A 21066-nucleotide genomic window follows, 5' to 3' on the forward strand; every position below is an offset into this window, starting at 1 on the left:
CAACTGCTTTCTTATCCTTATAAAGAACTTCGATATGTTTCCAGGATCAACCTTGCTCTCTCATCTAATTTTTCAGGCAAATCCTCATAAAAGAAATAGCATAATCTCAAACTCTCGGGATCATTTATTTTTAAGGTCCCTTCTATGTTAGTACCCAGGAATACACTGATAATATTGTAGACTTCATCTCCGTTTGGATATTGAAAATAAAGTTCCTTTCCAGATAAAGTTCCAAGATGCAGGTATTTTAAGGCAACAAGTCCTGTTTCTTCACGCAGCTCTCTTTCTGCCGTTTCTAGGAAACTCTCGCCTGGCTCCATAGCTCCTCCAGGCAGCCCCCATTCCTTTGTATCCGACCTGAATTGGAACAAAATTTTACCATCTGGATTTTGAAGCAAGATCGTAGACCCTGCAATAATAAAGGGGCGGGTTCCAATTAGACTTCTCATATCTTTCACGTAGTCTTTCACCATTTCACATCCCTTCTCCGTACTTTTTTCTACGATCCCCACAAACACTGGATCCAAGTTATCTTTATAAAATTGATTCAATTAACTTATAAAACTAATAGGTTTATAGCAATTGCCGTATCATTGTTTATATACAAAAAGAGTTGACTCCAATGACTCTGTTAACGTTTATGGCTGATTTTTCATAAGAGGCTTATTACGCAATAGGGCCGGTTACTTGAAGACTCAGTTTCGAGATATCTTAGGTCCGTTGCTGATATAGAGAGGGGCTGGCTACGGAAACAACTCGCTTTCCTGCGGCCCTACACGACGTAGGGTCGATCGATGTTGCCACAGGACGTGGCGATCTTAGTCGATCCTCCTTTTACCATAAGCCTCCTCGCTCGTTTCACTCCCTGTGGGGTCTCGCCTAGCTCCTTCTCCCGCGGGAGTCTCGTCGTTTTCTTCGCCAACCCAGCCACATGAGAATAACGGACCCTTTTCAAGAGAGAATGTTCTCCTCCTAAATAGGTTCTAAAATGCTTCCATAACAAGCTTTTCCACATCGTTCTAGCATGAAAATAACCTGATCACCCCATGCTTTTTCTCATCAAGCAAGCAGAGTGTTAGATGGTTTCGAGTATCAGATTCGGCCAGGTCCGGAGGGGAACGGGGAGACTCCTGTGGGATAAACATGATCGGTGAGACCCCGGAAAGCGTTAGCTTGAGGAGGCTCAGCACATGCCCACGGAAAGCGAGGCGTTCCCCTCCGGACCCAATTCTCTCATGAGATATCTCGAAACTGAGTCTTCAAGTAACGGGAGCTTTTCCTTAACATCAACATGGAAGTTTAACTAAGCCATTCCAATAAAAAAATCCCGCCCCAAAGTGTAAACTTCTGGAGATGGGATCAATTCCGTGGTGCCTATCCCGAAAGGTTTTCTTACAAAATCGGGAGCTTATCTGTAGATATACTCGCATGACCTATTCTTACCTTTTAATAAAGCTCTACCCTTTTTACTACTCTCAATTCCATCCCTCTATTAAAAAAGGGAAAAATTCTGGAACTCGGCGGCGGAAATGAGTGTAATTATGCTCCCCACCATCAATAATCTTAAATTTAGAAGGTTCGATCTTATGCTTTACTATATTGTACATGCGCTGATTTGATTCTATGAACCCCTGATTAATCGTTTCCTCATCGCTCCCTGCTTCTAGAGTTCCGCAATCAACATAATATCTTTCCACAGAAGATAAATCAGCGCTATGAGCAAGTTGTTCCATTTCCTCCTGATTGCGAAAAAAAGCAGACGATATTGCCGCCACTCTTTTAAAGAGGTTTGGATATTTACACATAGCATAAGTAGAAATTAAGCCACCAAGTGAAATTCCAGCCATAGCTGATTGATCCGGGTGAGTAGGGTAGTTTTGATCAATATACGGCTTTAACTCCTGTACAACAAATTCTATGTACTGCTTTCCGCCTCCCCCGATTCGACTTTCATCTTTCATCATGTCACGACTGTACTTCCCATTTTCCCATGGGCAGTATTCGACTTTTCTCTGTTCTCCAGGCTTCGAATCTATTCCAATCACAATGACTTCAAGCTTATTTCTATCTAAAAAGTGTTCTAAGTTCAGGGATATGCCCCCTATAGCTGATTGATCGCGAAAAACGTTTTGACCATCATGCATATAAACCACGGGATAGCTTTTATCTTTTTCACCATAATCATCCGGTGTATAGACTCTGACTGTTCGTGAATCATTTAAACACTTTGAATTTATTGAAAGAACTTTTAACATCTATTTCCCCACGCCCCTTCATCACTATTACTTATAATTCACTTACGTATTAACTCATGTAAAGTTTCACGGCATACTTTTTCCTATTCCCCATTATTCAGAATAATAGAATCGTATAATCAAAATCAGGAAGGAAGTACCTTTCCTCTTTCTACACGCTTAAAAAATCACAATTAAGGGAAGATGTTAGAGGAAAAAAAGAAAAGGAAGTATAATCATGGCTCCTTGACCATGTAATCTTGAGGTGAAAGAATGAATAAATCATTAATATCGTTAATTCTGCCTTCTTTTAACGAAGAGAAAAATATTCCTATGATCTATGAGGCTATACATAATCAAATGGAACCGCTCCATTACGATTATGAACTCATCTTTATAGATGATGGCAGCCAGGATCATACGTTAGAGTCAATTCAGATGCTTGCTTCAGCTCATGATCAAGTAAAATATATATCCTTCACTCGTAACTTCGGGAAAGAGGCAGCTATGCTCGCAGGGCTTGAAAAATCGAAAGGGGAAGCTGTTATCATTTTGGATGCAGACCTTCAGCACCCGAGTTCTCTCCTGCCGGCCATGGTTGAAGGATATGAAGAAGGATATGATCAGGTAATTGCACGTCGCACTCGAACAGGAGAGTCTCCTCTTCGAAAAGCCCTGTCCTCAACCTTCTACAAAGTTATCAATCAGCTGGTAGATGTAACATTAGAAAATGGTATTGGCGATTTTCGTCTGTTGAGCAGAGCCGTCGTCAATGACATTTTAAAACTGAGTGAAGGAAACCGCTTCTCTAAAGGACTGTTTTCCTGGGTCGGATATGAAGAAAAAGTAATTAATTATGAAAATGTGAGCCGACAGGAAGGAGATTCAAAGTGGTCGTTTTCAAAACTGTTAAACTATGCAATTGACGGCCTTGTTTCTTTCAATACCAAACCACTGAGGGTTTGCTTTTATGCAGGTCTTCTCACTTTATTACTATCGCTTGGATACATCGGCTTTATTTTTATAGAAATTATCAGAACAGGTATTGCGGTACCTGGTTATTTCAGCACCATCTCAGCGATCCTGTTCCTTGGCGGCGTTCAATTGCTCAGTCTTGGGGTCGTCGGAGAATATATAGGCCGTATCTATAATGAAGTCAAACGCCGTCCACACTATCTTGTAAAGGATACGAATATTCATGACACTAAAGATCAACTCACTAAACAATGAACTTACACGTTTCATACTGGTTGGGGGAATGAACACTCTTAATTATTACATTGTGTTCTTATTCCTCCATAACTTACTAAATTTTCATTATATGGCAGCTCACATAGCGGGCTTTCTCATAAGCTTTGTTATTTCTTTTTTTCTAAATACGTATTTCACTTATAAAGTAAAACCTACACTCAAAAAATTCCTGCAGTTCCCATTAACTCAAGTGGTCAACGTAGGTGTTTCATCCATTCTTGTCTTTGTGCTGGTTGATTTGCTTAGTCTAAACAGTAATATTGCGCCGCTGATCGCGGTATTTTTCACCGTTCCGGTAACCTTTATCGTCACTAGTAAAATATTAAAACAATAATGGTGGTCCCTTATGAATAAACAAAAAATCACGATACTATTCTTCTCAAGTCTGCTTATCGCCACCTTATCCCATCTATTCTTTTTTAGGCAATGGATGGAAGGAACGTTCATGGCAGGGCCAAATGACGGGCTGAACCAAATGATTCCCTTCAAACAATTTTTATACGAAAACTACACGAGCGGGAATTTCTTTTATTCGCTCGATTTCGGTTTTGGGGGAGGATTTTTCGGTCAGTTGGGTTATTACTTCTCAACAAACCTCTTCTTCCTTGTGACGGTGGGAGTGGTCTTTTTATTGGAGTTGCTGCATGTAATTGGAAAGCCAGACTCATTGTTCTGGGCTCAAGCTATTATATTCAGCAGCATCATTCGCATGACCCTTGTCATTTTGCTTACCACTTATGTTTTTAAATATATGTCGCTCCGTACCATTCCATCTTTTATTGGCGCAGCTCTTTACGGTGCTTCCGTTATTTACTTCCGACATGTATCTTACTGGGAATTTTTTGCAGACGCCTTTTTATTCGTCCCCCTCTTAATTCTAGGGATTGAAAAAATCATCCGTGACCAAAAGCCGGGCTGGTTTATTTTCGCAATTGCCGCAACTATGTTTAACAATTTCTACTTTGCTTATATAAGCTTCATTTTCGCTGGCATTTATATTCTCGTGCGCTGGCTTATTTCTCTGCAGAAAGAAGAAGCAGGGAAACTCCAGCAGCTTAAGCTCTATGTCATGTCAGTAGTACTAGGAATGGGAGCCGCTTCTATTTCTTTTGTACCTACTTTATACGCTTACTTTCATAACTACAGACCGGCGTTTAATCAAGAACGTCCGCTTTTTGACTTCAGCGATAACATGCTGCTCGACAGCCGCACATTTTTGCTGTCGACCATTGTAGTGCTTTTTCTATTTCTTTTTTCCTTTTATAAAAATAAAATATTCCGGTTGTTTGCTGTCCTGACACTATTATTTATCCTTTTTCACTTCAGTCCATTTATGGGAAGCGCCTTTAACGGCTTCTCTGCCCCAAGACACCGTTTTGAATACCTCGGCTTTTTTGCAGCCGGCGGGCTAGTCGCAGCGGGCCTGCAGTTCATGAATCAGGTAAAAAGATGGGAAGTTTTCGTGGCGATCTTTCTGACAGGCCTTAGCTATTACTTTTTTGCCTGGAGAGATCCTTACTATCAAATCGAAAGCGTATTTGACCAATACATGCTTTATCAGGTTGGAATCTCCATAGCAGCTTTCCTGTTACTTAGTATTCAGAATAAAAAAACCTGGGTAGCAGGAGGCGTGATCATTGTCCTGCTGAACGCAGGGATGATGAACGTTTATCAGCACGACAAACTTTATAAAGCAGGAAATCTCGAAGAAACGACTAAAGAATACATGCTTAGTGATGGCTATGCTTCTCCTGAGCAGCAACAGCTGGTGGATCGCGTCCAGGAGAAGGATCCAAGTTCCTTCTATCGATTCGAATGGAAAGGGATGGATGACCGTAATAATATCCCGCTTATTCAGGATTTCAGCGGGACCAGTGTCTATTCGAGTATATTAAATGAACATATCCTCTATTGGTATTATGAGGATATGGAAGTCGATATGAAGCAAGAGAGTATCAGCCGTTATTCCGGATTCGGTGACCGAGCCAATTTGTACAGCTCCTTAAGCGGAAAATACATTATGACTAAAAAGGATGCTGACAGGAATATACCTTATGGATTTGAGCCTTATATAGAAAGTAGTAACTATCAAGTATATCGAAATACAAAGCTTCTGCCCTTTGCACGCACGACAAGCAATGTTTACAGTATAGATTCCCTATCAGATGCTTCCATGATTAAGCGGGAACAAGCTATGCTTGAAGGAATTATTTTAGAAAATCCAGACTCTGAAACTTCTCCGGTTAATCCGCTCCCTGATCTGATGGATGACGCCGAGGTAAAAGCAGTTGGAGGCACTTACCAGGACGAGCGTCTGCAGGTAACCGAAGAAACAGGCGGTTTAGATTTGCAGCTCAACTCACTCCCTAAAAATGCAGAAGATATTTATGTATCCTTTTATATAAAAAATAACGTCAAATCCGCTCCGTGGTTTCCCTTGTATGTGAATGATTACCGAACATCGAGAAAATCGCGGGAGTCCTTTTACCGAACTGGAATGAACAATGTGACGATCCGCGTTCCAGCTGACGAAAAAATTTCCATACGTGTACCTAAAGGCGATTACCAACTGGCCGAACTTGAATTGCACTACGCAACCTATGAAGCGCTTGAGAAAGCCTATGACGAAGCCAATGAGGTTTCCAGCGTAGCTGTGAATGGAAACCAGGTCAATATTCAGTTGAATAACAATCAGAAGGATCAATTCCTTACGATTCCTGTCCCTTATGAAAAAGGATGGCATGTTGAGGTTAACGGAGAATCAAAGAAAGTCTTACGTGCGAACTATGCCTATCTTGGCGTGGAACTTGAAGAAGGACAGAACCATGTATCCTTTACGTACTATCCCCCTTACTTCAAAGCTACGCTTGTCGTATGCCTATTATCCGTGCTCATCTCCTTCTTATGGATAAGGAGAACACACAAATGGTGAAAAAGGACGTCCTCAGGGCGTCCTTTTTCACATGCTGAATTGCAGGCCAGGTGGCATGAATACACAAGCTCCTTTAAAATAAAAGCAATAGGAAACGATTCAATCCATTCTGAAGGAGTTTTAACATGGCTGAAAATCAAAGAAAACTGCCTTTATATATACAAATTAAAAATAAAATGATCCACAACGTGAAAGATGGAGTATGGAACCCAGGAGATGCGATCCCTTCTGAAAGTCAGTTGATTGAGATGTACAACGTAAGCCGAACTACCATTCGGCAATCGATACGGGAGCTCGTTCAGAACGGGGTGTTGGAAACCCGGAGAGGATCTCCCGCGAGAGTGCGCACGATTCCTCCGGAAGAAGGAGTGAATCCCGGCGTCATCCATCATGAAAAAGGGACCCACTTCTCTATAAAAGTAATCCGTTCCGGTAAAGCTTCTCATGCGCTCCACGCCCGGAATTCCCTGGAGCTCACTGAAAAGCAAGAGATGTTTCTGATTGAAAGAATCCGATTAGCTGATGGAAAACCAATCGCATTTCAACAATTGTTTCTTCCCTACTCTATCGGTAAAACCATTGAAAATGATATAGATACGTCCTTCGATATCTTCCCGAAGTTAGGAGAACAAGGAATTTATTATACGAATATTCAAGAAGATGTATCTGCATCTAATGCCACCTCGTTTGAAGCTGATGTATTAGGAATCATCCCGGGAGAAGCTCTCATTGATATTGAACGGACAACAACGGGCAGTGGGTTAAAGCCTATCGAATACAGCCGCACGAAATACCTTCCTTCCGGCTTTAATTATAAGGTGGAAATTGGAAGTTAAGCTTCCTCACTACCTATTGCAATAAGTTATATCTTATTGTAATATGTTAAGTAATACACAAACGTGAATGAGGAGGAATTACTATCTCTAAACTGACGAGTAACCGACATGATAAAACTCAGATCGATCTTGTCCGTATGCGTCAATACAGACTGGGCCGTGTTCGCGAACAATTAAAAGCACTTGGATACGGAGGTATCGTGATTTTTGACCCAGTGAACTTGCGTTATGCAACAGGCAGCAGGAACATGCAGGTATTTATGCTGAGAAACCCGGGCCGCTATGTATTTATTCCAACAGAGGGACCTATCACACTGTTCGATTTCCCTAATTGTGAACATCTTTCAGAAGGACTGGAAACCATTGATGAAGTTAGACCAGCCATCACCCTATCTTATGTAGCATCTGGTGAAAACCTTTATGATAACGCAAAAGAATGGGCAAAAGAAATTGCTGATTTGATGGCTCAACATGCAGGTTCCAATAAGAAACTTGCTGTCGATTATATCCCTTCTGTAGGGGCTGTGGAGCTTGCCAAACAAGGAATTGACGTCCGCGATGGGCAGGAACCAATTGAGCATGCCCGAAGTATTAAAAACAAGCAGGAAATTGAAGCGATGAAAATTTCTGTTCGTACAGCAGAAGAAGGTATGATCCGCATGCAGCAGGCTCTGGAACCAGGAATTACAGAAAATGAACTCTGGTCTTATCTACATCAGGTAAACATCGCTCAAGGTGGAGACTATGTGGAAACACGGCTTCTAAACTCTGGAAACCGTACGAATCCGTGGTTCCAGGAATGCAGTGATAAGGTAATTAATGAAGGGGAACTTGTTGCTTTTGATACGGATATGAATGGTCCTTTCGGTTTTTTCACCGATATCAGCCGAACATTTCTGTGCGGGGATTCAGAGCCTACGAACGAGCAGAAGCGCCTGTATCAGACCGCTTATGAGCAGATCCAGTATAATATTGACTTATTAAAACCAGGCATGACCTTCCGAGAGTACGCTGAAAAAAGCTGGCAGATTCCCGATGAATTCTTCCCAAATCGCTACTTTACTGTAGCTCATGGTACCGGCTTAAGCGGAGAATACCCTTATATTGTTTATCCGCAGGACTTCGAAGAAAAAGGATATGATGGGGTCATTCAAGAAAATATGGTGCTTTCTGTAGAAAGCTATATTGGCTCACCTGGTGGCAAAGAAGGAGTCAAATTAGAGGAACAGCTTCTCGTAACGAAAGATGGCGTAGAAAATTTCTCCGACTTTCCTTTTGAACATCGTTTATTAAAATAATTGTTAATTCAAAAGCCTCAACCTCTCTTTGATCTGGGAAGTTGAGGCTTTTATTAATCAATCTCAAGGTTGCTTATTACACATAAGCTCCCTTTTCTGTAAGATTCAGTTTCGAGATAACTCGGGTCCGTTGCCAAAAAACGGTGAGGGCGGCTACGGAAACAACTCGTCTTGTTCCATCACCCAGACACTCGAGACATAAGCCGCTCATCAACGGATTGAAAAACCACAATCCTTTTGATGGTCGGCTTATGCTGGTCGTGTCTTTCGGGGTGATTCCACATTTGAGGCCCTACACGACGTAGGGTCGATCGACGTTGCCACAGGACGTGGTGACTTTAGTCGATCCTCCTTTTAAATGAGCCTCCTCAGTCGTTAACACTCCTTGTGGGGTCTCGCCTAGCTCCTTCTCCCGTTCTTACACTCAGGATAGGTGTATCATAAACCAATGCCTAAACGGCGTGGAGTGCTATCCAGCTCCAGCACCTAGCGTCTAGTGAGACTTCCCTCACTTCTGTACGATAAGGCAACATCGAATCGCTCCGCTCTTCGTGTTTTCTTTATCTCCGCCAGCTCAGTCCAGTCCATACGACGCTGACCAAGGTGCTTACGCTTTTAACCTGGGAGTCTCGTCGTTTCCTTCGCCGCCCAAACGATAGCTGATGAGCGGACCCTGCTATAGGAGTAAGGAGTCATGCTGTATCTGCCTCAAATGCTTCTATAACAGGGTTTCTACACGTAAACATACGTGAAAACCAGTGTGGATCTCGTTCATGGGAAGGCGATTATGGAAAGATTTTCGAGCTCTCCATAAACGCAAAGGGGCGGAAGGGAACGGTGAAGACTCCTGCGGGCTTAACATCCCGCAGGGCTGTTAAGCCCGAGGAAGCTCAGCACATGCCCGCGGAAAGCGAGCCGTTCCCTTCCGCCCCTTTCTCCCGAAACTGAGTCTTCAACTAACCGGCCCGTTAATGGAAAAACCTGCCGAGGTAATTTAACCACACCGTTAATACATCCATTAAAAAACCACCCTTTACTGTTTACAAGTAAAAGGTGGTTTTTTGGTTTTATGATAGGTTTTGACTCCAATCAATGACGGCTTCTCCTTCAAGGAAACGCTCAGAGTCCATAGCAGCCATACAACCTGTACCTGCTGCCGTAACTGCCTGCCTGTATTTCTGATCCTGTACATCGCCGCAGGCAAATACGCCAGGAATATTTGTATCGGTTGTACCAGGCTCTACCAGAAGATAGCCTTTATCATCCATATCCAGCTTACCTTTTAAGAATTCGGTATTTGGATTGTGTCCAATGGCTACGAAAATTCCGTCTGTTTCAATTACTTCCTCTTCCTCTGTTTCATTGTCTTTCACTTTCAAACCTGTAATCTTCATACCATCTGAAACCATTTCCACCGGGGTTTTATTAAGAGCCCACGTGATTTTTTCATTGTTTTTCGCTCGTTCCTGCATAATCTTGGACGCTCGCAATTCATTACGGCGATGCACGACTTGCACTTCACTTGCGAACTTGGTTAAGAAAGTAGCCTCTTCCATTGAGGAATCGCCACCACCAATGATGACCACTTTTTTATTACGGAAAAAGAAGCCATCACACGTTGCACACGTGCTTACACCTTTTCCGATGTTTTCCTTCTCTCCCGGAATGCCCAGCAGCTTAGCAGATGCCCCAGTGGATATGATCAGCGTTTGCGTCTCGAGCTCTCCTAAACCATTTACATTCAGTGTGAAAGGGCGCTGATCGACATTGACATCCGTGACCCAGCCTCGTTTAAAAGTAGCTCCAAAACGTTCGGCCTGCTTCTTCATATTATCCATTAGTTCAGGTCCCATGATTCCATCCGGAAATCCAGGGAAATTCTCTACTTCTGTCGTTAGCGTAAGCTGCCCGCCTGGTTCAGGGCCTTCAATAACCAGGGGGTCCATATTCGCTCTAGCTAAGTACACAGCAGCTGTTAATCCTGCTGGTCCGGTTCCTAATATAATTGATTTATAAGCCATAGTGAATCCTCCTTACAATATAATATCCGCTCTTAGTGGTATAACCTGTTTTGGTCATCCTCATTCACTTTTTAGATCCTTGTTTCATCGTATGCAGCCATTTTGGTCAATTTGCAAGTTGTTAATAATGAAAGGAGTTTAACAGAACTTTTTTTAATCCTGATTCAGCTCTTGCCAAAGCCTGCCTATTTAGACCATACCCGCTCCAATAAAATTTTTAACAACTCATTCGTGGAATTCCATAAATTCTTACGATTCGCCTCTTATCTTTATATTTTTCATAACCCTTCCTCCTCGGACTAATGAAGAGACTAAATAGTAGAAGAATCATATGATATAGCACATACAGTCATGCACACGGTTTAGCTTTTATGGAGCAGGAGGAAGTAAAATGAAACGCTATAATCGTCCCTATCGTCCAGGCTTATGTTTATTCCCGGGATATAAATACTGCGGGCCTGGATGCAGCGGACCGGGCGCGCCGGTCAACGCGGTAGATGCTGCCTGCAAGGCTCACGATGAATGTTATAGGTATTACAGGAATTACTGTGAATGTGATATAGCTTTTATTCGCCAATTAGAGCAACTGCAGAACCCTTATACAGTTGAAGGTCGTCATGCAAGAATGATGTACAGATACATGAAAATGCAGCGTCTTTTCACCTGCGCGTTTTAAATCTCAAAAAAAAGGCAGCTGAGTAGTAAAACTCAACTGCCTTTTTGTTTATTAACGCGTATTTTATTCTACTGTAACACTCTTAGCTAAGTTACGAGGCTTATCAACATCGCAATCACGGTGAAGCGCGGCATAATAAGAAATAAGCTGCAGAGGAATCACAGAGACAAGCGGTGTAAGAAGATGATGGACATGAGGAATCACAAATGCGTCTCCCTCTTTATCCAGTCCCTTCATACTTATAATTAAGCTGTTTGCCCCACGAGCTTCTACCTCTTGGACATTACCACGGATAGAGTAATTAACATTCTCCTGAGTGGCAAGGGCTATAACAGGGGTTCCATCTTCAATTAGTGCGATGGTTCCATGCTTCAATTCACCGCCGGCAAAACCTTCTGCTTGAATATAAGATATTTCTTTTAATTTCAAAGAACCTTCAAGCCCTACATAATGATCCACACTGCGACCAATGAAGAAGCAATTGCGTGTGGTCGGAAGGTATTCACGAGCCAGTTCCTCTAGTTCTTCCTTCTGATCAGTTAAAGCTTCCATAGCATTGGCAGCAATTCCTAGCTCCTGCATTGGATCAAACTCGAGCTCAAGACCTTTAGCACGTGCGGTATCAACCGCAAGGATAGCCAGGACGGCCATTTGTGCTGTATAAGCTTTCGTTGATGCAACTGCAATCTCAGGTCCTGCATGCAGGTGCATTGTATAATTTGCTTCCCGGGAAAGGGTGGATCCAGGTACGTTTGTGAGCGTTAACGCTGGATGACCAAGTTCTTTTATCTGGACAAGTACAGAGCGGCTGTCCGCTGTTTCTCCGCTTTGTGAAATAAACAAGAATAGTGGCTTTTCAGAAAGAAGCGGCATGTTATAAGAGAATTCACTGGCCACGTGAACTTCTACTGGAATATTTGCTAATTTCTCAATGAATTGTTTTCCAAGAAGTCCCGCGTGGTAACTCGTTCCAGCGGCAATAATATAAATGCGGTCACAATTTTTCATAGCCTCACGAATATCAAGGTCGAGCTTGATTTCATCATTTTCATTTTTATATTCCTGAATAATTTTACGAATAACGAATGGCTGTTCATCAATTTCTTTAAGCATGAAGTGCGGGTAAGTTCCTTTTTCTATATCAGTAGCATCCAGCTCTGCTGTGAATGGTTCACGTGATACAGTAGTACCGTCCAATTTTTGAATTTCTACACTATTCCTTTGAACGATTACTGTTTCTTTATCCATCAGCTCCAAAAATTGATCCGTAACGTGCAAGGCAGCCATAGAATCGCTGGCAACAACATTAAAGTCGTCACCCAGACCAACTAGTAATGGACTTTTATTCTTAGCTACATAAATCGTATCTTGGTTCTCACGATCAATGAGAGCAATAGCATAGGATCCGGATAGTAATTCTACCGCCTTACGAAAAGCAGCTGCTACATCGTCCATTTGCTCATTTAACACTTCGATAAGCTGGACAATGATTTCTGTATCCGTTTCACTCTTCATACTCACATCAGCCAGATACTCATCACGAATATCGATATAGTTTTCGATAACACCATTATGAACAATGGTGAATCGCTCAGAAACACTTTGGTGCGGGTGAGCATTTTCACGGCTGGGCACACCATGTGTTGCCCAGCGAGTGTGACCGATTCCAAGAGTAGCTTTATTACTTTCATCAACAGCTTCTCTCAAGGCAGCAATGCGCCCTTTTACTTTAAATACGTTCACACCGTTATTGTTCAAAGTGGCAATCCCCGCAGAGTCATACCCGCGATATTCTAACTTCTCAAGGCCATTCAGTAATATATCTTTCGTATCATCTTGTCCTATATATCCTACAATTCCACACATAAGTTGTTGTCCTCCTCAAATTATGGAGTAAGGGCAACGAATAAGCATCAATATCAATTTATTTCAGGGGCTGATTCGCTGCCCCTCTCCCGTTGCATTTCTGTATTTTCTAATCACTTTGTACAAAGGATTTGAGCAAAGAGTCGCCTCTTTGGTTTAACCTTTGAACTTCCAGTTGAGTGCGGCAACTGGGAGGCATCCGCCGAACGTTCGATGAACCTCCTCCTCGTCAACTGTGCTGCTGCTTCAGCAAACAGTCCTGGCGCTTTTCAATAAATTTACTTCTTCTCTCCTTTTCTATGCTTGAATACGGCCCTTAACTTGCATTACCAAAACAATACTGCGGTAAACTTATTTTTCAGGCCAACTTTTATTTTACCTGAATCTTTATTTGCAGGTCAATCTTTATTATGAGGGTCTTGAAAACCACGCTATATAATATGCACAGGATGCACGTCCGTGCACCCTGCGTCTTGTCTTTATTCTTCTTTCATACCCAGTTCTTCTTCGACTACTTGAACTACTTTATTCACGTAGGTTTCACATTGTTCTTCAGTTGGTGCTTCGACCATAATTCGTACAAGCGGTTCAGTACCTGAAGGACGGACCAGCACCCGTCCGCTGTCTCCCATTTCTTCTTCTACTGCCTGAATGGCTTCTTGAACACGAGGATGAGTCTGTACTCTATTTTTATCAATGACTCTTACATTCTTAAGCACTTGTGGAAATTTCTCCATTGCACCGGCAAGCTCTGACAAAGGTTTTCCGGTTTCTTTCATAACATTGACCAGCTGGAGTGCAGAAAGCAGACCGTCGCCAGTTGTATTATGATCGAGGAAAATAATATGGCCAGATTGTTCACCGCCCAGATTATATCCGCCACGGCGCATTTCTTCCATCACATAACGGTCTCCTACGGCTGTTTTATCACTTTTCATACCTTTAGATTCTAACGCCTTATAGAAACCAAGATTACTCATCACCGTTGAAACGACCGTTGAATGAGCAAGCGTGCCATTATCGTTCATGTACTGAGCACAAATATACATAATGCGGTCACCATCAACGATATTACCTTTTTCATCTACTGCAATTAACCGGTCACCATCCCCGTCAAAAGCAAGACCAATGTCCGCTCTTTTTTCCTTAACCAGTTCCTGCAGTTTTTCAGGATGAGTGGAACCAACACCTTCGTTGATATTCAAGCCATCTGGTGATGCTCCAATAGATGAGATATCAGCTTCTAAATCAGCAAATAAATGAGAAGCAAGTGAAGATGTAGAACCGTGTGCGCAGTCTAATGCGATATGCAGTCCATCAAAATCATAATCCACTGTCTGCTTAAGATGCTGTAAGTATTTTTGTCCACCTTCGAAATAATCATTAATTTGTCCTAGATCCGAGCCGGATGGACGTGGAAGTGTATCTGTCTCTCCATCAATCAGCTCTTCAATTTCTTGTTCTTGAGCTTCTGTTAATTTGAAACCATCAGGTCCAAAGAACTTGATCCCATTATCCTCTACGGGATTATGAGATGCAGAAATCATAATTCCTGCTTCTGCCTGAAGAGCTTTCGTTAAAAAAGCTACCCCTGGTGTAGAAATGACTCCCAGACGCATAACTTCAGCGCCAATGGATAACAAACCAGCAGCTAGAGCACCTTCAAGCATTTCACCGGATATTCGCGTATCACGCCCGATAAGGATTTTAGGCTTTGTAACCTCTTTTGTGAGCACATACCCACCATATCTGCCGAGTTTAAATGCAAGTTCCGGGGTCAGTTCTTTATTAGCAACCCCACGGACCCCGTCTGTACCAAAATATTTTCCCATAAATAAAACCTCTCTTTCTAAAGTGAAACTGTTTATATTAACTGGATTTATTGTAATCGCAGGAAGGAACTTTGCTTAATCTGCACTATGATTAAACGATTCCGCGAAAACTTTTATTGTGGGTCATTGTCATTTCAATCTTCCACATCTATTTCAACTTCAAGCTTTTCTGGTTCCACAGAGGTAACCCCGTCAGGAACTGGAATCTCCACTTCCAGTGTCTGGTCTTCCGTAACATCAGTTATGTCTACAGGAATCTCCTCCAGCTTATTGATAACCGCCAAAACATCTTCCGGGCCGTACAATGTAACTGTGTCTGTAGAAGTAGCCACCGAATTGACCACTACGCCTTCAGGAGCTCCGCCCTGTGCTGTAACCTCTACAGGAACTTCTTTTTTCCTTTTCGATATTGGGACATTCACTTTAACCGTTGTAGGATCGACCAACACGTTCAGTTCGTTGCCTTGCTCATCATATACTTTCACAGGTGCTTCTACATCTTCAAGTGAACTCTGAGCTGATCCAACATCGACTACAGCCTTCACAGATGCCACTCGATCTACCACAGAAGATGATCCTGTTATGGTTGCCATTTCTGGTTGTACCGTTGGTTCTTCTAAAACGAGCTCACTGTCCAGTCTGCTCTCATTCAGGTAATCAACCTTCACTTCGAAATCCTCATTGACTTTTTCTTCAATAGTAACTTCGATTGTTTTAGGTTTGAGAGAAACAGACAGCTGATTCGATATCCCTGAATGCTGAAGAGAAACTTCATGTACTCCAGGACCTAATCCGTTTAAATCCACAAAGACCGTGAAGTTTTTCTGGCGTACTACCGGAGTAACTACACTCGCCTGACCTTCGACTGTTACAGAAACCTCCTGAGGCAATCCACTTACTACATATTCTTCACTGTCAAATCTGATTTCCAGTGGAATATTGTCCATAGTCTCCATATCTGAGGAATTTTCATTAAAGAACAACGAATCAGAATCCATATTATTATCAACATTGACTGTAATCCATAGTAAACCTGCCAGAATCAAGGAAATAATTCGGATAAACCATACACTTTTCAGCCAATTATCCATTCTTTTTCCCCCTCCAGTTCCAGGTTTTCACTGCAGTGGAGTAATCCAGTTCTGTCCGGAGGATTTCTTCCAGTTTTTCTTGATCCAGGTTTCTATGAAGTTCTCCGTTTTTCGTACATGAAATGGCTCCCGTTTCTTCTGATACCACAATGGTCAATGCATCAGTAACCTCGCTGATCCCCATCGCTGCCCGGTGTCTTGTCCCAAGCTCCTTCGATATAAAAGGACTTTCAGACAACGGCAAGTAGCAGGCAGCTGCGACAATTTCATCATTTTTAAGTATTACGGCACCATCATGAAGCGGAGTGTTAGGGATAAATATATTGGTCAATAACTCATTTGAAAGGTGGCCGCCAATGCGAATTCCCGTTTCAACGTAGTCTCCCATTCCCGTGTCCCTTTCAATTGTTATAAGGGCTCCTATACGGCGTTTAGCCATATAATTACATGATTTGATTATAGCCTGTATTGATTTTTCAGTTGTATCCTCTTCGGAGGTGTTTCTACTGAAGAAGCTCCCTCTTCCCAATTGCTCTAATGCACGCCTGAGTTCAGGCTGGAAAAGAATAATAATAGCAAGAAAACCCCATGTAATGGCCTGGGACATTAACCACCTTAACGTGGTAAGTCCAAATAAATTACTCAATAACCATATACCCAGAATAACGAATATACCTTTTAGCAGCTGTACAGCTTTCGTCCCCTGGATTAGCATGATTAATTTATATACAACAAACCAGACAAGGGCGATATCAACCGTAATTAAGAAATAATCTAATACATCAAATCCCCCATCAAGCATGCCTACACTTCCTTTTAATTTTAAAATCAAGTAATTTTTAGAAAAAATTCACCTGTATTATTATATCACACTTCTATTTATCGGAATATGAGAACCATTATTCAATTCAAACCAACAATTTAGTATAAAAAACCAGGGTGTAAATTCACCCTGGTTTTTATTCCTCCTGATCTGCCTCAAACGAAAAGAGATCAGAAACTATATGTTTCGTTTGGTACCATACCCACTCATAAATTTGATTGACCTCAGTCAATTCTCCCGTATAGGCACGGAGGGTGGATGAATCTAAATTATTTTCGATGTCACCCTTTGGCTTTCCATTTATAATATCTCCATTAATGATGGTAACATCACCATTTATTCTTCCAAGAATTTCCAAATCCCCATTCCGGACGACCAAATCATCGTTAATCGTGACTCCTTCAGGTACAATTACGGTATTATCCCTGATTTCCAGGTTTTCTTGTTTAGATACGGTTACATGGTGATCTTGATTCCAAGCGGAAAAAATACCACTGAACATAAGAATGAAAAATACCGCTGCAGCTGTCAATATTGGATGACGCTGCATGGCTCGAATATAGTTTTTCCGCTTTTTCTCTTTGGGAAGACTGCTCATTACGTTTGCAGTAAAATTACTCGGTGCCGAAGCGGGGCCTGTATTTTTTATCAGCGTAATCGAACGCTTTAATTCATGAAAATGGTTTTGACAAGACGGACAGGTTTGCAGATGGTTACGCAGTCGTCTCTCTTCTTCTCTCTTTAGCTCCCCATCCAAATATTTATGCATGAGTGATATAGCTTCTTTTTTGCAATTCATTCCCTCAACTCCTTTACACATGGCGAAGCCTTTTGCGCAATGCTTCCCTGCCGCGGTGCACCCTGGTCTTTACTGTACCTACAGGGATGTCGAGCACTTCTGCTATTTCCTGAAGTGCCAACTCGTCTAAATAACGTAATACGATGACACTTCGGTACTTAGGCGGCAAGGCCAGTATTTCCTTATGGATATAACTCTGAAGTTCAAGGCTTTCTACCTCTTCTTCCGGCAAAGCCTGGTCAGCTGCCAATTGAGAATACATATCCAGTCCATCCGTCCCTCTGACCTCCGCATCGAGGTGGTAATCCGGTTTCTTTTTACGGATTCGGTCGATTGTCAAATTGGTTGCAATTCTATATAACCAAGTTGAAAATTTCCTTTTCTCATCGAACGTATGGATATTCGTATAAGCACGGATAAAGGCTTCTTGTGCAAGATCTTCAGCTTCATAGGCGTTTCCAATCATACGTAAACAAATATGGTACACTTTGGTCTGATAAAAAGATACAATATCTTCAAACGCTGATTGGTCCCCTTTTTTCACTTCTTTAATTTTCTGTTTAATCATGGTTTCCATCTGCTATACCTCCGCTTTACTTGCGGTCGATATCCTTTACGGATGACCTCAGTGCTAAGTTTCAAAAATTATATAAAAATATATCTTTTTATAAGTTTAACTTCTATTAGTATGGGTTATAAGAGAGTAAATGTAAAAACTTACATAGGAGGAATGTTACATGGAACAGGAAATATTTTTAATTAATGAAATTGAAATGTGCCGCGAAGAAATGAGCAGAGCAGCAAGAAGAAACTCATTAACATCTAATGAGGTCCTGCAGATGAGTATTCGTTTGGACGAACTTATGAATGAATATGAAAACCTTAAACAAAAAGAACAGCAACCTGCCTGAGGCAGATTGCTGAAAATAAAAATATTTATTTTAAACTTTCTCCAAATAAAGACCCCATCAAACCGACTGCGACACTTGCGGTCTTATTTTTTTCATCTAAAATCGGGTTAACTTCCACAAACTCCGCAGAAGTAATCATTCCCGACTGATAAAGCATCTCCATAGCTAAATGACTTTCTCTATAGCTTAGTCCACCAATGACAGGTGTACCGACTCCAGGTGCTTCGTGAGGATCCAAACCATCTAGATCAAGACTTAAGTGAACACCATCCGTACGCCCTTTTAAGTATTCTACACTTTCTTCCATTACTTTGGTCATGCCCATACGGTCCACCTCGTGCATGGTATAAACTTTAATTCCATGTTCCTTAATGAGGTCACGCTCACCCTCATCTAATGAACGCGCCCCCACAATGACAACATTTTCAGGCTTAATTTTAGGTTCATAACCATGGATACTTGTAAGTTTCTCATGCCCGATTCCCAGGCTTACAGCTAAAGGCATACCATGAATATTACCTGAAGGTGAACTATCAGCCGTATTTAGATCACCATGCGCGTCATACCAAATAACTCCTAAATTCTCATAATGTTTGGCTATGCCAGCTAAAGTTCCCATAGCTATACTGTGATCTCCACCCAGTACTAGCGGGAAGCGCCCTTCTTCCACAACTTTATCTACTTCTTCGGCTAAACTTTGGCTTCCTTCAGAAATTTCATTCAGGTTTCTTAAATTATCAAGTTTCTCGCTTCCAGTTTGTGGAGGTAAAGGAATGTCAATATCTCCCAAATCTTCTATATCATATTTTAATTTTTCTAAGCGCTCTGTCATACCTGCATATCGAATCGCGCTCGGCCCCATATCGACGCCTCTTCTCATTTGGCCCAAATCCATTGGTACCCCGATAACGGAAATTTGTTTATTCATTTATTTTCCTCCTTTTTTCACTATCCTAATTGTATCCTTTTTTTGATAAATGACTCAACTAGACATCTTAGTGTATATATATGCGGCTATAGGCATCATGAAAGAGTGAGTATTGCATGAATACTTACTCAGCATGCGCGTATTGGCAGAAACAGAAAAAACTGACATCTATTACAGATGTCAGTTTTGTAATTAATTCGTATTCATTAAAGTGGAGCCTAGCGGGATCGAACCGCTGACCTCCTGCGTGCAAAGCAGGCGCTCTCCCAGCTGAGCTAAGGCCCCATATGGAGCGGGAGACGGGATTCGAACCCGCGACCCCCACCTTGGCAAGGTGGTGTTCTACCACTGAACTACTCCCGCATAAGTAGAACGGTCACAAAATGAACGGATTGAAAGAATGAGCCATGAAGGATTCGAACCTTCGACCCTCTGATTAAAAGTCAGATGCTCTACCAACTGAGCTAATGGCTCCCAATGTTAATTAAGATCTCATTACGAGTTCGAAAGATGCTCGTCGTGTTGCAAGTTGGTTCAATGAAGCCTCACTCTTCGCAAGCCAGTTAATAACCTGCAAACCAATTAATTTGTCCATACCCCTGTTTATGCTGCTTATAAACTACAAACATAAAGCTTATGTATAGAAAATAAAAAATCCCATCAATTAATGAAGGAATTAAATGGCTGGGCCAGCTGGATTCGAACCAGCGCATGACGGTACCAAAAACCGTTGCCTTACCGCTTGGCTATGGCCCAACGAGTACAATGTTAGTATGGTCATTGAATTTAATAATATACATAAAAATATATTTTCTCATAAAAATATGCTGATCTATGTACTATCAGCAATCGACCATGCTCTAACAACTAAAATAAATGGTGGAGGGAGTAGGACTCGAACCTACGAACCCGATGGGAGCGGATTTACAGTCCGCCGCGTTTGGCCAACTTCGCTATCCCTCCACGTTAGTCAAAAACATTTAGTGGTGCCGGCCAGAGGACTTGAACCCCCAACCTACTGATTACAAATCAGTTGCTCTGCCAGTTGAGCTAGGCCGGCTAATTATGAAATTAGAATGGTGGAGGATGCAGGGATCGAACCTGCGACCCCTTGCTTGTAAGGCAAGTGCTCTCCCAGCTGAGCTAATCCTCCATCAATTGGTGACCCGTACGGGATTCGAACCCGTGATACCGCCGTGAAAGGGCGGTGTCTTAACCACTTGACCAACGGGCCTTCTTACGATTACTTCTGAGAGCTTCCAGCCGGATTTGAACCGGCGACCCCTTCCTTACCATGGAAGTGCTCTACCACTGAGCTATGGAAGCAAGTGGCTCCAACGGTAGGATTCGAACCTACGACCAATCGGTTAACAGCCGATTGCTCTACCACTGAGCTACGTTGGAATAATATAAAGCTTCGAAATGCTAAGTATAAGGGAAATGACGTGGCGGCGTCCTACTCTCACGGGGATCGACCCGACTACCATCGGCGCTGAAGAGCTTAACTTCTGTGTTCGGCATGGGAACAGGTGTGACCTCTTCGCCTTCACCACCACATCATATACAGT

Annotated in this window: 18 protein-coding genes, 10 tRNA genes and 1 rRNA gene; 7 read left to right on the forward strand and 22 right to left on the reverse strand. The window is 42.1% G+C overall.

The window, feature by feature from the left end; genetic code table 11:
• Positions 1–17: 17 nt before the first annotated feature.
• Together ACTWP7_RS19710 and ACTWP7_RS19715 are read right to left on the reverse strand one after the other, a co-directional pair.
• Entirely contained in the window at positions 18–473 is a 456-nt protein-coding gene (locus tag ACTWP7_RS19710; protein ID WP_443124651.1) for an NUDIX hydrolase, read from the reverse strand.
• 1002 nt (positions 474–1475) lie between these two features.
• Positions 1476–2255, reverse strand: a complete 780-nt coding sequence (locus tag ACTWP7_RS19715) for an alpha/beta hydrolase (protein WP_443124652.1) — start codon at positions 2253–2255, stop codon at positions 1476–1478.
• A gap of 252 nt (positions 2256–2507) precedes the next feature.
• Between ACTWP7_RS19715 and ACTWP7_RS19720 the strand changes: the two genes are divergently transcribed.
• From ACTWP7_RS19720 to ACTWP7_RS19740, 5 genes are all read left to right on the forward strand, one after another.
• Positions 2508–3464 (forward strand): glycosyltransferase family 2 protein, encoded by a 957-nt coding sequence (locus ACTWP7_RS19720; protein ID WP_014641476.1) that lies wholly within the window; start codon positions 2508–2510, stop codon positions 3462–3464.
• Positions 3433–3819 (forward strand): GtrA family protein, encoded by a 387-nt coding sequence (locus ACTWP7_RS19725; RefSeq protein WP_443124653.1) that lies wholly within the window; start codon positions 3433–3435, stop codon positions 3817–3819. The genes ACTWP7_RS19720 and ACTWP7_RS19725 overlap by 32 nt, the downstream gene beginning before the upstream one ends.
• A 12-nt stretch (positions 3820–3831) precedes the next feature.
• Positions 3832–6417 (forward strand): YfhO family protein, encoded by a 2586-nt coding sequence (locus tag ACTWP7_RS19730; RefSeq protein ID WP_443124654.1) that lies wholly within the window; start codon positions 3832–3834, stop codon positions 6415–6417.
• Positions 6418–6542: 125 nt separating this feature from the next.
• Positions 6543–7253: a GntR family transcriptional regulator gene (locus ACTWP7_RS19735; RefSeq protein WP_443124655.1), complete on the forward strand. Its 711-nt coding sequence runs from the start codon at positions 6543–6545 to the stop codon at positions 7251–7253.
• Between the two features lie 137 nt (positions 7254–7390).
• Positions 7391–8551: a M24 family metallopeptidase gene (locus ACTWP7_RS19740; RefSeq protein WP_443124656.1), complete on the forward strand. Its 1161-nt coding sequence runs from the start codon at positions 7391–7393 to the stop codon at positions 8549–8551.
• 1067 nt (positions 8552–9618) lie between these two features.
• On the opposite strand, the gene trxB is transcribed toward ACTWP7_RS19740, so the two are convergent.
• Positions 9619–10572, reverse strand: coding sequence for a thioredoxin-disulfide reductase (trxB, locus tag ACTWP7_RS19745; RefSeq protein ID WP_443124657.1), 954 nt, complete (start codon positions 10570–10572; stop codon positions 9619–9621).
• A 391-nt stretch (positions 10573–10963) separates the two neighbouring features.
• On the opposite strand from trxB, the gene ACTWP7_RS19750 reads away from it, so the two are divergent.
• Entirely contained in the window at positions 10964–11248 is a 285-nt protein-coding gene (locus tag ACTWP7_RS19750; RefSeq protein ID WP_443124658.1) for a phospholipase, read from the forward strand.
• Positions 11249–11311: 63 nt separating this feature from the next.
• Here the strand turns inward: ACTWP7_RS19750 and glmS are convergent, their stop codons facing one another.
• From glmS to sigW, 6 genes are all read right to left on the reverse strand, one after another.
• Positions 11312–13114 (reverse strand): glutamine--fructose-6-phosphate transaminase (isomerizing), encoded by a 1803-nt coding sequence (glmS, locus tag ACTWP7_RS19755; RefSeq protein ID WP_443124659.1) that lies wholly within the window; start codon positions 13112–13114, stop codon positions 11312–11314.
• A gap of 479 nt (positions 13115–13593) precedes the next feature.
• Positions 13594–14946 carry a phosphoglucosamine mutase gene (gene glmM, locus ACTWP7_RS19760; RefSeq protein WP_443124660.1) on the reverse strand — a complete coding sequence of 451 codons (1353 nt, stop codon included), beginning with the start codon at positions 14944–14946 and terminating at the stop codon, positions 13594–13596.
• 134 nt (positions 14947–15080) lie between these two features.
• Complete coding sequence (locus ACTWP7_RS19765) at positions 15081–16037, reverse strand: CdaR family protein (protein WP_443124661.1); 957 nt, start codon at positions 16035–16037, stop codon at positions 15081–15083.
• Complete coding sequence (gene cdaA / locus ACTWP7_RS19770; RefSeq protein WP_443124662.1) at positions 16030–16839, reverse strand: diadenylate cyclase CdaA; 810 nt, start codon at positions 16837–16839, stop codon at positions 16030–16032. Before cdaA ends, ACTWP7_RS19765 begins: the two co-directional genes overlap by 8 nt.
• Before the next feature lie 157 nt (positions 16840–16996).
• The gene (locus ACTWP7_RS19775; RefSeq protein WP_443124663.1) at positions 16997–17659 is read right to left on the reverse strand and encodes a zf-HC2 domain-containing protein; all 663 of its coding nucleotides are present in this window, start codon (positions 17657–17659) and stop codon (positions 16997–16999) included.
• A 13-nt stretch (positions 17660–17672) separates the two neighbouring features.
• The gene (gene sigW / locus ACTWP7_RS19780) at positions 17673–18236 is read right to left on the reverse strand and encodes an RNA polymerase sigma factor SigW (protein ID WP_014641465.1); all 564 of its coding nucleotides are present in this window, start codon (positions 18234–18236) and stop codon (positions 17673–17675) included.
• A gap of 160 nt (positions 18237–18396) precedes the next feature.
• Between sigW and ACTWP7_RS19785 the strand changes: the two genes are divergently transcribed.
• Positions 18397–18570 (forward strand): Spo0E family sporulation regulatory protein-aspartic acid phosphatase, encoded by a 174-nt coding sequence (locus tag ACTWP7_RS19785; protein ID WP_443124664.1) that lies wholly within the window; start codon positions 18397–18399, stop codon positions 18568–18570.
• 25 nt (positions 18571–18595) lie between these two features.
• On the opposite strand, the gene rocF is transcribed toward ACTWP7_RS19785, so the two are convergent.
• The 13 genes from rocF to rrf form a co-directional block, all read right to left on the reverse strand.
• Positions 18596–19498, reverse strand: coding sequence for an arginase (gene rocF / locus ACTWP7_RS19790; RefSeq protein ID WP_443124665.1), 903 nt, complete (start codon positions 19496–19498; stop codon positions 18596–18598).
• A 212-nt stretch (positions 19499–19710) separates the two neighbouring features.
• Positions 19711–19783 (reverse strand) — tRNA-Ala (locus ACTWP7_RS19795).
• 3 nt (positions 19784–19786) lie between these two features.
• A tRNA-Gly gene (locus ACTWP7_RS19800) sits at positions 19787–19861 on the reverse strand.
• Between the two features lie 38 nt (positions 19862–19899).
• Positions 19900–19972 (reverse strand) — tRNA-Lys (locus ACTWP7_RS19805).
• An 89-nt stretch (positions 19973–20061) separates the two neighbouring features.
• Complete coding sequence (locus ACTWP7_RS19810) at positions 20062–20211, reverse strand: hypothetical protein (protein WP_443124666.1); 150 nt, start codon at positions 20209–20211, stop codon at positions 20062–20064.
• Positions 20180–20254, reverse strand: a tRNA-Gln gene (locus ACTWP7_RS19815). The genes ACTWP7_RS19810 and ACTWP7_RS19815 overlap by 32 nt, the downstream gene beginning before the upstream one ends.
• A 121-nt stretch (positions 20255–20375) precedes the next feature.
• Positions 20376–20461, reverse strand: a tRNA-Tyr gene (locus ACTWP7_RS19820).
• Positions 20462–20482: 21 nt separating this feature from the next.
• Positions 20483–20558 (reverse strand) — tRNA-Thr (locus ACTWP7_RS19825).
• 17 nt (positions 20559–20575) lie between these two features.
• Positions 20576–20651, reverse strand: a tRNA-Val gene (locus ACTWP7_RS19830).
• A gap of 6 nt (positions 20652–20657) precedes the next feature.
• Positions 20658–20732, reverse strand: a tRNA-Glu gene (locus ACTWP7_RS19835).
• A 20-nt stretch (positions 20733–20752) separates the two neighbouring features.
• A tRNA-Thr gene (locus ACTWP7_RS19840) sits at positions 20753–20824 on the reverse strand.
• A gap of 3 nt (positions 20825–20827) precedes the next feature.
• A tRNA-Asn gene (locus ACTWP7_RS19845) sits at positions 20828–20902 on the reverse strand.
• Positions 20903–20941: 39 nt separating this feature from the next.
• Positions 20942–21055, reverse strand: a 5S ribosomal RNA gene (gene rrf, locus ACTWP7_RS19850).
• Positions 21056–21066 lie beyond the last annotated feature (11 nt).

The organism is Halobacillus sp. B29 (assembly GCF_052246755.1).
Taxonomy (GTDB): Bacteria; Bacillota; Bacilli; order Bacillales; family Halobacillaceae; genus Halobacillus; species Halobacillus halophilus.